Genomic DNA, 12,167 nt, shown 5'->3' on the forward strand with positions numbered 1-12,167 from the left:
TAAAATTTTTATCCTTCAATTCAGCACTTTTCAGCACAAATACACCAACATTCAATTGACATGAGAGTGTCAGTTTCATACATTCGTAGACCATTATTTTTAAGGTGTTCACTCACATTATGTGAGCAAGGAAGTGTTGTGCCCAAGCAAGAATTAGAAGCTCTTCGAGTCAAAATTACCGACCTCGATTCTCAACTATTACAATTATTGGCTGATCGTCAAAAACTGACTAATCAAGTTGCCGAAACAAAAGTTAAAAATCACATACCCGTTCGCGATCAAAAGCGAGAAGAGCAACTTTTAGTTCGCCTCATTAAACAAGGTAAAAATGTTGGTCTTGACCCGCACTATGTCACGCAGTTATTTCACGTGGTCATCGAAGATTCAGTGTTAAACCAACAAGCTATGTTAGCTCAGTGGGCTAACCCAGGAAGTGCATTGCCTCTTAACCGGGTTGCATTTTTGGGTGATAAAGGCTCGTATAGCTACTTGGCAACGCAAAAATACTTCGCAAGGCGTCCAGGTGAATTATTAGAAATGGGCTGCAGTAGTTTCGCTGAAATCATTAAAAAAGTTGAAACAAACGAAGCTGACTACGCAGTATTGCCGATTGAGAATACTTCGTCAGGCAGCATAAATGAAGTCTTTGACCAACTGCAACACACGCGCTTAAACATAATCGGCGAGTTAACACACCCTATCAAGCATGCTTTATTGGTGGCAGATGGCCTTGAAGTAGACATCAAAAGTATCAAAACACTTTATGCCCACCCTCAGGTTTTTGCTCAGTGCAGCCACTTTTTAGCTGAACTGGGTAACGTTGAAGTAAAACCATGCGACAGTACTTCTGCTGCAATGATCACGGTTAACGAACTAAACTCACCTCACGTAGCCGCTATTGGCAGCGAAGCAGGTGGCAATCTCTATGGCTTATGCGCAATTAAGTCAAATTTAGCAAATCAAAAAGAAAATCATAGTCGCTTTATTGTAGTCGCTAGTAAGCCTGTAAAAGTGCCGTTGCAAGTACCAGCCAAGACCACCTTGATCATGTCAACAGTTCAACAGCCAGGCGCATTAGTTGAAGCACTTTTGATCCTTAAAGAAAATCGAATAAACATGACTAAACTTGAGTCTCGTCCAATTACGGGGAACCCGTGGGAAGAAATGTTTTATTTAGATGTTGAAGGTAATATTGAAGATGGCCCTATGCAAACAGCTATGGAAGCATTGCGAGGAATGACTCGCTACTTCAAAGTACTGGGTTGCTACCCGGTTGAAGAAGTCAGCCCGACAAAAGTTGCGGCGGTAAACGCGTTAATGGAATAGCGCTATATAATCAAAGGTTGGTTTTACTGACCATATTTTTTCATTAAAAAAAGGTGCGTTAAGCACCTTTTTCACGAATAGCGCATCACTTTCTCAATAACTGGCCATCCGCCGCTTTCAGTAAAAGCTGTCGACTGTCTTTCAAGCACTGTTTCGCATAATCACCGAACCATTGCTCAACTGCCTTAAATTGTTTGATAAAAGCATCTTTATCGTTTGATGCCACCAGATTAATACCATCAGAAAACCGTTGATTAAAGCGCTTCAATAAATCCAAATTATCTAAATCATTAAATATAATGTCTGCGTACAATGATGGCGGTTGAGCAAATAACCTTCCTACCATTGCTAACTCTAAGCGATAAATGGGTGAACTGAACATGAGTAAATCAACTAGGTCGGGATTTTCTTCTTTTAAGTGCTGGCCATATACAAACGTACTGAAGTGACGCATAACTTGAATAAATGCCATCGCCTGATCATGCTCTCGACTGCTAGTATTATGGATAACAGCTCCCCACGTTTTCATTTGCTCGACTAACCACGAGTATTTGCGGGGCTCGCGCCCATCACAAACCACCACCACTTGTTTGATCATACCGGGAGAATCCGGCCCAAACATAGGGTGCAAGCCGACAACGGGGCCAGAATGTACATCCAACATGGCTTTTAAAGGTGATACTTTGATGCTAGTAATATCTGCCAGAATGCAATTTTCCGGTAGATGTTTGATGGAGAGAATGACATCACATGTAATATTGATTGGCACGGCAACAATCACTAAATCAGCGCCATCGAAGATTTGCTTAGCATTTGCCCAATCTTCTTTTTCTAGGGTTGCAACCTGATAACTGCTTTTTTCAAATAAAGAAACAAATACACTACCCAAAGCCCCTTTTCCGCCAATCACAACCACTTTATTTATCGCTGGATTAACGCACATGTATTTAGCATGCTGCGTATGATAGGACTCTCGAATCATGCGGCGCAAAATGTCCTCTACAAGGTCGGGACTTAACTCATGTTCTATCGCAAGCTGGCGCTTATTAGCGATTAACTCAGCCTCTCGCTGAGGATCATAGATAGGCATGCCGGTTTGGCTTTTAACCTTACCCACTTGAGTGGTTAACGCGTTTCGTTTTTTTAATAGCTCAATGAGTTGAGCATCGACAGCATCGATGTCGACACGCAACTCTGATAAGCCTTTTACCTGTTTAGTCATAAAACTAAATTACCTGAGTAAAGGCCGACTAATTAGGCGACCTGCCTTTTTGATTGTCTTAATGGCAGTACAGTAATCAGTTTATCTCTGGTTTGCAAAATCAATGATTCAGTTTGTGCCCAATCAATACAGCCATCAGTGATCGATACACCATACTCCAAATCTTTTAAGGTTTTACCCGTTGAGCTTTGATTACCCGCGTTAAGATGGCTTTCAAGCATTAAACCTATTATGGACTGATTACCCTCTAAAATCTGGTTAACAACATTTTGAGCAACCAGAGGTTGACGACGATAGTCTTTGGCAGAGTTTGCATGAGAACAATCCACAATTAGGCTTGAGCTTACATTTGCCTTAAGTAACTCTTCTTCACAATCAGCCACGCATACGGAGTCGTAATTAGGTAGTTTGCCGCCACGCAAAATAATGTGCCCGTCTGGGTTACCTTGAGTTTTGATGACTGCTACTTGCCCTTCTTTATTGATTCCCATAAAACGATGACCAGACGCTGCTGACTTGAGTGCATTAATCGCTATCCCCAATGAACCATCAGTTCCGTTTTTAAAGCCGACAGGCATTGATAGGCCACTTGCCATTTCACGGTGTGTTTGAGACTCAGACGTACGCGCCCCAATAGCAGCCCAACTAAATAATTCACCTAAATACTGAGGGCTTATTGGATCAAGTGCTTCTGTTGCAACAGGTAAACCTAACTCGGCTAACCAAATTAATAGTTCTCGTGCTTTTCTCAAACCCGTTTCAATATCAAAAGTATCATTAATGTGTGGATCATTGATCAGGCCTTTCCAACCCGTTGTCGTGCGTGGCTTTTCAAAATAAACACGCATTACGATATACAAAGTATCTTTCGTAGACTCGTGTAACTCCTTTAACTTGAGCGCATACTCTTTTGCAGCTTCAATATCGTGGATTGAACAAGGGCCACACACCACAAGTAAACGATGGTCTTTACCATGAATGATGTCAGAAATGATTTTTCTTGAAGACTTGACCCCTTCTAAAGCTTGATCACTAACGGGCAGCTCGGCACCTAATTGATCAGGCGTAACCAGGACTTCTTCTGATGAAACATGAATATTGTTAATTGTATCTTTTTGCATTATGTACTCACAAATTATGAATTTAGTGAGATTTTTGACTGCGCCGCTTACCACGAAAATTTAGGGGAAAAACCAGAAAAAGCTAGCTAGAACCGCATCCGTAAATATTTGTTTACAGGTCAAAATATCCCAAACAACTGTGTTGTTGACTTTTTATCAAAGTATACTCCCAAGTACAAGCAAGTGAGTGAAATAAAACAAAAAGAGCATCAAATTTGATGCTCTTTTCAGTATTTTGCAATAAAAGCGTTATTTTTAGCTATTTACCTAGTTATGGGTATACATAGCTCGCTTGTATACCTAAAGGAATACCTATGCTCCAGTAGATCAGAAGGAAGGCAGTCCACGCAATTAAAATCGTAATACTAAATGGCAACATTAACGATAATAAGGTACCTATTCCTGTTGATTTTACATACCTTTGGCAATATACAACCACTAATGGGAAGTAAGGCATTAATGGCGTAATAATATTAGAAGAAGAATCCCCTAAGCGGTAAGCCGCTTGAGTCAAATCTGGAGAAATACCTAATTGCATCAGCATCGGTACAAAAATTGGCCCTAGCAAAGCCCATTTCGCAGATGACGATCCGACAAATAAGTTGACGAAAGCAGTCAAGAAGATGATTCCAACGATAGTTACCATTGCAGGTAGTGACAAAGACTTTAAGAATTCAGCGCCGTTGACGGCAAGCAGAGCACCAAGGTTAGACTTGCCAAACGCATCTATAAACAAAGCACAGAAAAACGCCATTACAATGTAATAGCTCATACCTTGCATCGCTTTCGTCATGCTATCTATCATGTTCTTTGTACTTGTATACGTGCCCGATACATATCCATAAACTACGCCCGGAAGTAAAAATAACAAAAAGATAATGGGTACAATTGACTGCATGACGGGCGCTGCAAATGTCGTCAGTTTTCCGTCTGCATCGCGCATCGGCGAAGTCTCAGGAAGCAGAACGGCTACCAGAAGGCCAATACCAACCAGCATTGAGAAAGAAGCCCAACGCAATGCTTTTGTTTGTTGAGCATTAAGCTCTTCAAATTTAGGAATATCATTTGGATCACCATCCACCTCCACGTTTTGTAAGCGAGGTTCGATCACCTTATCCGTCAAATACCATGCAATACTCACAATTAAAATTGACGACATCGAGTTGAAAAAGTAGTTGTTAAGAGGGTTAATTTGAATATCTGGATCTATGATCTGTGCCGCTTCTTGCGTGAAACTTTGCAATAAAGGGTCAATTGCTGAGGGGATGAAGTTCGCGCAAAAGCCGCCACTTACGCCAGCAAACGCCGCTGCGATACCCGCCAATGGGTGTCGACCCATGGCATAAAAAATTACACCCGCTAAAGGAATTACCAAAACATACCCTGCATCAGTGGCGGTATGACTAACAATCGCAACTAGTACAACAACGGGTGTCAAAAATGCTTTTGGTGTCGAATCCAACATTCTCTTCAAACCAGCGCTAATAAAACCAGAGTGTTCAGCAACACCAACGCCTAACATTGCAACCAGTACCACACCTAAGGGAGCAAAACCGGTAAAAATAGTGACCATTCGACTAAGGAAGTCAGCCATGGAATCACCCGTGAGTAAATTATTCACAACCACACCCTCACCTGTTCGAGGATCGATTGCGGAAAAGCTCATTTGTGAAAATATTGCAGAACACACCCAGATGATGAGTAAGCAGATGAAGAATATAATAGCGGGATCTGGTAGTTTATTACCAACACGTTCGACCTTATCGAGCGCTCGTGTTACCCAAGTATTTTCAGCTTGTTGCATACTGTCGCTTCCTTTTATTTTTATAATTTTATTTTTTAGCTATTTTTGTTTTTATAATAACGTTCATGATTTTAGACGATAGCTAGGCTTTTCGCTACATCCTAAAAATGGCAATTCGATTGTTGCTAATTAGAAACGGAGTATTTTCTACTTTAATTGCTCTATTTAACATCAATTGCGTTGAAAAAACGTCGAGTAACGAATGAAGATACTTAAATTAGACCTTTTAATTTAGCTAGACCATAGGCATTGACGCTACTCGCGTCTTTAATTTCACCGTTGATAATCATTTTTTCAAAATCAGAGACTTTGACCTTCTTACACAACAACCCTTCCTCCTCCTGATCGAGCTCCTGCTCACCTTGTGTGAAACCGCTTGCAAGAAATACGTGGTACCCCTGGCTGCAAAAACCATAGGCTAAATATTGAAAGCCTACATAAGTCATTGATTTCGCAGTTAAGCCAGTCTCTTCTTTCAACTCTCCAGCGGCTAATTTTTCAGGCTCAACATCATACTGCCCCTCCCAAGCTCCTTGTGGCATTTCCAACGCTCGCAAGCCAACGGTATAGCGGTATTGCTCTACTAAATATATGTCATCACCTTCAATGGCAATAATGACTACAAAATCAGGTTTATCGACTACCGTGTAAACACCACGCGAACCACTTTCCCGCTCGAACTCATCCTCACGAAGTTTCATCCATTTGTTTTCATAAACTATTTTTGAACTTAACGTTTTAAATTCGGACATTATTTGCACCCTTAGAATGAATTGATTTTTATGAGGCAGTAAACGATTTGACCTTCAGTCCGCAAGCAGATTCGTCATTCGAATATTTAGTCGTGTATTGACTTAATCACGCGTGCAGGGTTACCACCAATTACTAGGTCATCGCCAAAACTTTTGGTCACTACAGCACCTGACGCAACCACGACATTATTGCCAAGTGTGACACCAGGATTGATTACCGCATTACCACCCACCCAGCAGTTGTGTCCTAAGGTAATCGGTTTAGCAAATTCAATTCCCTTATTTCGAGCCACAGGATCTAGAGGATGGGCAGCAGTGTAAATCCCTACTTGAGGTGCCAACATACAGTCATCGCCAAACGTCACTTTTGCAGCATCGAGAATAACACAGCCAAAATTAGCGTAAAAATTTTCACCTACCGTAATATTACAACCGTAATCACACTTAAATGTCGATTCTATGTATAAACGCTTGCCTGTTTGACCAAACAATTGCTTAAAGAGCTGTGCTCTTTTTTTAACGTCTGATTGCTTAACAGCATTTATTTCATCAAGTCTATCCCTCGCATCGAAGCGCATTTTGACAAGCTGTTTATCACTTGCGAAGTAATCTTGGCCGGAAAGCATTTTTTCTAGTTCTGTCATTTTATGATTTTGTAATTGCTTCATGGGAATGAATTTGCTTGGTAGCTTACGCAGTGAGTTAGTTTTTGTAAACTTTGGGAGCTTGCTATGTTTGTATAAACCATTCAATCAAACTATCAAGCACACATTACTAGAGAACATTCAGCGCGTCAGATAAGCGTTTCCCCTTTATAAAATCTTGTGCCACAAGGAAGTGGCGCTAGAAACGGGCATGGATGCCGTAAAGTGGTTTTATAAAGGGGAAATGCTTATCTGGCAAAAGCTGAATATCACTTACTAAGAGCGGTGGTTGATGCTAGCTTTACTAGGTTCTAAGGAGCTTCCCTTTTTCAAGGGAATGACGTTTCTTCGATGTTACATTCGTTAGTGATATTTCTTTAGGCAACAAAAAACCCGCTACAAAGCGGGTTTTTGAATGTTAACGATAACGATAAATTAAAATTAGTTAAGTTTTTCTTTGATACGTGCAGATTTACCTGAACGCTCGCGTAAGTAATACAACTTAGCACGACGAACAGCACCACGACGTTTCACTTCAATAGAACTGATAGCTGGGCTGTGAGTTTGGAACACACGCTCAACACCTTCACCGCTAGAAATCTTACGTACAGTGAAAGCAGAGTGTAAACCACGGTTACGCTTTGCAATTACAACACCTTCGTATGCCTGAAGACGCTCTTTGTCACCTTCTTTAACACGCACTTTAACAACTACAGTGTCACCCGGACCAAATGATGGTACGTCTGACTTGAGTTGAGCTTGCTCAATTTTTTTGATGATATCTTGATTAATTTTACTCATCATATCCTCTCGTCCTAGTTAACCGTCATTACGCTGCAATCGAATCTCGTTTAAAAGAGATTGTTGCTCCTCGGTCAGAGCTAGATTTTCTAATAAATCAGGGCGTCTTTCGTCAGTTCGTTTTAAAGACTGCTTTAGGCGCCACTGCCTAATTTTTTCATGGTCTCCACTTAACAACACACTGGGAACCGTTTCACCATTCAACGTCTCGGGCCTTGTGTAATGTGGACAATCTAACAAACCATTAGTAAAAGAGTCTTCAACCGCTGATTGTTTATGCCCCAAAACATCTGGCAAAAGCCTAGATACGCTATCCATCAACACCATGGCGGGTAATTCCCCTCCACTTAGCACGTAATCTCCAATTGACCATTCTTGGTCGACCAAAGCACTAATCACGCGCTCGTCAATGCCTTCGTACCTGCCAGCCACCAAAACAATTTTGCTTAGCTGACTTAAAGACTCAACACCTTGCTGGTTTAACTGCTTACCCTGCGGAGATAAGTAAATCACCGTAGAATTTTCACCGACAATATTTTTTGCCGCTGAAATTGCGTCTGTTAATGGCTGAACCATCATGAGCATGCCAGGACCACCGCCGTACGGTCTATCATCTACAGTTCGATGCTTGTCGTGAGTAAAATCACGAGGATTAAGCATGTCTACTTTGATAATGCCGTTTTTAACTGCCCTGCCAAAAACACCTTGTTTAATAAAGGGGTCGAACAACTCAGGAAAAAGCGTTACCACTGCGAAGTGCTGCTGGCACTGCGCTTGTGTCGGTTTCATTAAAAACCCGGATCCCAGTCTACCGTGATAGACCTAGCCTGTTTATCAACATTCAATACAACATCGTCATATATAAATGGCAACAAACGTTCTTTTTGACCAAATGCATCGTTGTTTTTTGCTTTAATTTGCATCACATCGTTTGCACCTGTTTCGAACATATCTTTAATCACACCCAAATCGTAACCTTTGTCGGTAACTACCTGCATGCCGATTAAATCTTTCCAATAAAACTCGTCTTCTAATTCAGGTAGTTTTGAAGCCAAAATTGACAATTCAGCGTTTTTAACTGCTTCTGCATCATTTCTGGAATCAATACCAACTAGTTTAGCGACTAGTGTTTTACCGTTAGTTTTCCACTGGTCAAGTTCGATTTCGCTGCCGTCAGCTAAAAGCCATGGCGCGTAATCAAAAATATCTTGTGCATTTTGGGTAAAGCTGTTTATTTTGACCCAACCTTTGACACCGTTTGGTGCGCCGATTTTGCCAACAATAATTGTGTCAGACGCTTTACTCATCTCTACCTCAAATGCTCAGTTGCAAACTTAAAAATTAAGCCGCTTCTGATGTTGCTGCTTTAGCATCTTTTACCAAGCGTTGAACACGGTCAGATAAAGTCGCACCAACACTAGTCCAATACTCAACACGCTCTAGGTCTAGGCGTAAACGCTCTGCTTGACCTTGTGCAGTTGGATTGAAAAAGCCGATGTTTTCAATAAACTTACCGTTGCGTGCACGACGACTGTCTGCAACAACTACTTGATAAAATGGGCGCTTTTTCGCACCACCACGCTGTAAACGAATAGTAACCATATATGCCTCAAACTCGTTGTAGCGTTACCGTTAACATGCCTTAGTTCCCGCTACGCTGGAAAAAAGGTGCGCGAATTATACGCGCAATGGCTTATTTTGCAAGGACTAAGTGGGTAGTAAGCTCAATTAGTTGCTAGTTAAGAGTAACGAAGAAAAACCAACACCATCTGGGTTTTTACCTGTGGGGAATTCATTAATGATTTTTTGCTTTTGAATATCAATCACTAATACTTTATTAAGTAGATTTAAAGACAAAAATACAATGTCCTTCTCAGGGTGTAGCGTGATGCCTTGTGGCCCAGCCCCCTTTGGCAATTCTATTTTTGCAATTTCTGTTAGTGAGTCAGTGCTAAACAAACGTAAATCGTGATTTTGAAAATCAGGTACCAAGGCTATCGATTCGTCATGATTAAACAACACGCGATACGGAAATTTAAAGTCTTTGAATTCGGCCAGTTCTTTTTTACTACTTAGATCAAGGACCGTAACCAATCCACCTTTATTTGCGCCATACCAAAGCTGTTTTTTGCTTTCGGCGATGTTTATCGCTTCAGGCATCGCTTTAGTAGTGATGTCTTTTTCTTTTTTCTGCGTTGTGAGATCTAATTGCGAAATAGTATTAGAGCGGATATTTGTTGTGTACGCCCGATTTGTTGCTGAGTCGATTGCGAGCATATGAGTGGTATTTTGTTTAGTGGGAATTGGAGAAATGATTTCGCCACTAAAAATGTCTGCAATGACTAAGTGCTGACTTCGACCAGAGGTAAAAGCGACAAGGTTTTCAGCTTGTCCCATTTCCACCGGCAAGAACTTTATGCCATGCGGACCGGGAAACTCATTGAGTTGTATAGTGCGCTCAATCTTTTGTTTTGCTAGGTTGAAAACTGTAAGGCTATTACCTCCTACAAAATCAGTACTAACCGCCCATTTACCGTTTCGTGAAACAATTAATTCGTGAGGGCCTGTTCCAGTTGGTAGCGTGTTAATTATGGTGCTTGATGATAAGTCTATTAAGCTAATGGTGTTGTCGCTTTTATTAACGACAGCGAGTGTGCCGGATAGTTGATTTGGGTCAGCCAGAGTCTGGCTTGTGAGTGAAAACAGGATAAAGGCTAGGCAAAGCTTTACGAGTTTTTTGTTCATTTTTTGTGGTTTTCAATAGAGTTTGATTATTAGGTAGTTTAGTACATTGGAATTTGGTTTGTGGATGAGTTTGTGGTTTTTGAATTTGTTATGTTCCAAGAGGGTTCTCGCATTTGCGAGAATGTTGTTTCTTAGTTGTTTACTATGGTGGGTTCCAAGGAGGTTCCCTTTTTCAAGGAAATGACGTTTCTTTGGTGTTACAAATTTTATCGTCATTCCTTCGAATGAAGGAATCTCGTAACAGTACACGGATATTTGAAGAGCACAGCATTCCAAGACAATAAACGCAAAAAAACTATCGAGCAAACATTAGTAAAGAACATTCAGCGCGCCAGATGAGCGTTTCCCCTTTATAAAATCTTGTGCCACAAGGACGTGGCACCAGAAACGGGCATGGATGCCGTAGAGTGGTTTTAAAAAGGGGAAATGCTTATCTGGCAAAAGCTGAATATTGCTTACGGAGCGCGGTGTTGGATGTTTAAAGATTGCTAGCAAGAAAGTTCCCGCATGCGCGGGGATTGCGAATTATATTTTGCTTAAGGCGTGGCCTGACGTTTAATCCAATCGACTACTAAGGGTAAACTAGCACCAACGTTATTATGCCCCTGACCAGAGAACAAAACATACTCATACTTCGGATTCGACAACGCAATTTGCTCTAATCGTTCAATAGACAAGTCTACGGGTATACTCCCATCCTGCTTACCAAATACCCACAACCCAGGAATACCCAAGTCTTTGAGACTGTCACTGGGATCCATATCTTCACCCAAGAATGGAGGCCACACATACGGAAGCACTCGTGCGTTTAACGCCTCTTTATAACTTGGAATACGAGCACTATCTTTGTCTGCAGTATATTTACTAAAAATATCCTCTTCACTCACTTTAGTGACCGGTCCGCTCCACAGCACAATAAAATCCACCACATTTCTACTGGTATCTGCACGAGCCTTTGCGTTCATCGCGGCAACAGGCACTATCCATCCAGCTTGACTCAAGCCAGTCATACCTAATGGAAGGCCTTCTAACATTTCTTGATTTCCCAACATATCAAATGCAGCTAGCGCATCTTGGGAGAGAAGACGGATGTTCTTTTCGCTTACCGTATATTTCCCCTCATATTCACCCTCCGATTCACCCACTCCACGTTTGTCATATACAAAGGTGGCAATTCCTTCCTCTGCCATTTTTTCAGCCAATGGCATCCAACGTTTTTGCTTTCCCGAGCCGTGAACGAATATTACGCCAGCGTGGATCGTTCTACTTTTAGGGTAAACTAATGAACCTACTAACGTTGTACCACCGCTATCAAAGCTAATCACCCTAGCGTCAAGACTCATTGATAGCGATTCGTTATTTGCTTGAACGCTTATCGCGGAAAGTAAATTGAAGGCACTAAAAAATGAGAGCCATTGAATAATTGTTTTTTTCATCGGAATTATAATTATTTAAATTACTGTGTAGGGTTTGTCGCAACAAATTATAGATAAGGTTTAAATTTAGTTTATTCGCATCAAAACTATATGGCGAAAAGTGAGGTAGTTTTGGAAATGCGCTTTATTTCACGTTAGTAAACGCAAAAAAACTATTGAGCATACATTAGTAAAGAACATTCAGCGCGCCAGATGAGCGTTTCCCCTTTATAAAATCTTGTGCCACATGGACGTGGCGCTAGAAACGGGCATGGATGCCGTAAAGTGGTTTTATAAAGGGGAAATGCTTATCTGGCAAAAGTTGAATATTGCTTAC

Annotated in this window: 12 protein-coding genes; 1 reads left to right on the plus strand and 11 read right to left on the minus strand. The window is 41.2% G+C overall.

Features of this window, described 5'->3' with window-relative positions; all coding sequences use genetic code 11:
- Positions 1-138: 138 nt before the first annotated feature.
- Positions 139-1,326, plus strand: a complete 1,188-nt coding sequence (gene pheA, locus KUL10_RS15645) for a prephenate dehydratase (protein ID WP_110429888.1) — start codon at positions 139-141, stop codon at positions 1,324-1,326.
- Between the two features lie 85 nt (positions 1,327-1,411).
- On the opposite strand, the gene tyrA is transcribed toward pheA, so the two are convergent.
- The 11 genes from tyrA to KUL10_RS15700 all read right to left on the minus strand — a co-directional run bounded on the left by tyrA (position 1,412) and on the right by KUL10_RS15700 (position 11,851).
- Entirely contained in the window at positions 1,412-2,548 is a 1,137-nt protein-coding gene (gene tyrA, locus KUL10_RS15650; RefSeq protein WP_110429889.1) for a bifunctional chorismate mutase/prephenate dehydrogenase, read from the minus strand.
- A 32-nt stretch (positions 2,549-2,580) separates the two neighbouring features.
- Positions 2,581-3,669 carry a 3-deoxy-7-phosphoheptulonate synthase gene (locus KUL10_RS15655; protein ID WP_110429890.1) on the minus strand — a complete coding sequence of 363 codons (1,089 nt, stop codon included), beginning with the start codon at positions 3,667-3,669 and terminating at the stop codon, positions 2,581-2,583.
- A gap of 271 nt (positions 3,670-3,940) precedes the next feature.
- Positions 3,941-5,473 (minus strand): AbgT family transporter, encoded by a 1,533-nt coding sequence (locus tag KUL10_RS15660; RefSeq protein ID WP_110429891.1) that lies wholly within the window; start codon positions 5,471-5,473, stop codon positions 3,941-3,943.
- Positions 5,474-5,685: 212 nt separating this feature from the next.
- Complete coding sequence (locus tag KUL10_RS15665) at positions 5,686-6,225, minus strand: NUDIX hydrolase (protein WP_199509291.1); 540 nt, start codon at positions 6,223-6,225, stop codon at positions 5,686-5,688.
- A gap of 86 nt (positions 6,226-6,311) precedes the next feature.
- Entirely contained in the window at positions 6,312-6,869 is a 558-nt protein-coding gene (locus tag KUL10_RS15670; protein WP_110429968.1) for a sugar O-acetyltransferase, read from the minus strand.
- Between the two features lie 441 nt (positions 6,870-7,310).
- Positions 7,311-7,670 (minus strand): 50S ribosomal protein L19, encoded by a 360-nt coding sequence (gene rplS, locus KUL10_RS15675; protein ID WP_110429969.1) that lies wholly within the window; start codon positions 7,668-7,670, stop codon positions 7,311-7,313.
- A gap of 18 nt (positions 7,671-7,688) precedes the next feature.
- Positions 7,689-8,459: a tRNA (guanosine(37)-N1)-methyltransferase TrmD gene (trmD, locus tag KUL10_RS15680; RefSeq protein ID WP_110429892.1), complete on the minus strand. Its 771-nt coding sequence runs from the start codon at positions 8,457-8,459 to the stop codon at positions 7,689-7,691.
- Positions 8,459-8,977 (minus strand): ribosome maturation factor RimM, encoded by a 519-nt coding sequence (gene rimM / locus KUL10_RS15685; protein ID WP_110429893.1) that lies wholly within the window; start codon positions 8,975-8,977, stop codon positions 8,459-8,461. Before rimM ends, trmD begins: the two co-directional genes overlap by 1 nt.
- A 34-nt stretch (positions 8,978-9,011) precedes the next feature.
- Positions 9,012-9,272 (minus strand): 30S ribosomal protein S16, encoded by a 261-nt coding sequence (gene rpsP, locus KUL10_RS15690; protein ID WP_110429894.1) that lies wholly within the window; start codon positions 9,270-9,272, stop codon positions 9,012-9,014.
- A 126-nt stretch (positions 9,273-9,398) separates the two neighbouring features.
- On the minus strand, positions 9,399-10,415 hold the full coding sequence (locus KUL10_RS15695; RefSeq protein ID WP_110429895.1) for a YncE family protein: 1,017 nt from the start codon (positions 10,413-10,415) through the stop codon (positions 9,399-9,401).
- A 536-nt stretch (positions 10,416-10,951) separates the two neighbouring features.
- Positions 10,952-11,851, minus strand: a complete 900-nt coding sequence (locus KUL10_RS15700) for a S9 family peptidase (protein ID WP_110429896.1) — start codon at positions 11,849-11,851, stop codon at positions 10,952-10,954.
- Between the last annotated feature and the right edge of the window lie 316 nt (positions 11,852-12,167).

Source organism: Glaciecola sp. KUL10 (genome assembly GCF_003203515.1).
Taxonomy (GTDB): domain Bacteria; phylum Pseudomonadota; class Gammaproteobacteria; order Enterobacterales; family Alteromonadaceae; genus Glaciecola.

Excerpts from the sequence above, each read along its gene's own strand:
- tyrA (WP_110429889.1), bottom strand. The coding sequence starts at position 2,548 with ATGACTAAACAGGTAAAAGGCTTATCAGAGTTGCGTGTCGACATCGAT.
- KUL10_RS15665 (WP_199509291.1), bottom strand. The coding sequence starts at position 6,225 with ATGTCCGAATTTAAAACGTTAAGTTCAAAAATAGTTTATGAAAACAAA.
- trmD (WP_110429892.1), bottom strand. The coding sequence starts at position 8,459 with ATGAAACCGACACAAGCGCAGTGCCAGCAGCACTTCGCAGTGGTAACG.
- KUL10_RS15655 (WP_110429890.1), bottom strand. The coding sequence starts at position 3,669 with ATGCAAAAAGATACAATTAACAATATTCATGTTTCATCAGAAGAAGTC.
- KUL10_RS15695 (WP_110429895.1), bottom strand. The coding sequence starts at position 10,415 with ATGAACAAAAAACTCGTAAAGCTTTGCCTAGCCTTTATCCTGTTTTCA.
- KUL10_RS15660 (WP_110429891.1), bottom strand. The coding sequence starts at position 5,473 with ATGCAACAAGCTGAAAATACTTGGGTAACACGAGCGCTCGATAAGGTC.
- rpsP (WP_110429894.1), bottom strand. The coding sequence starts at position 9,272 with ATGGTTACTATTCGTTTACAGCGTGGTGGTGCGAAAAAGCGCCCATTT.
- KUL10_RS15670 (WP_110429968.1), bottom strand. The coding sequence starts at position 6,869 with ATGACAGAACTAGAAAAAATGCTTTCCGGCCAAGATTACTTCGCAAGT.
- rplS (WP_110429969.1), bottom strand. The coding sequence starts at position 7,670 with ATGAGTAAAATTAATCAAGATATCATCAAAAAAATTGAGCAAGCTCAA.
- KUL10_RS15700 (WP_110429896.1), bottom strand. The coding sequence starts at position 11,851 with ATGAAAAAAACAATTATTCAATGGCTCTCATTTTTTAGTGCCTTCAAT.
- rimM (WP_110429893.1), bottom strand. The coding sequence starts at position 8,977 with ATGAGTAAAGCGTCTGACACAATTATTGTTGGCAAAATCGGCGCACCA.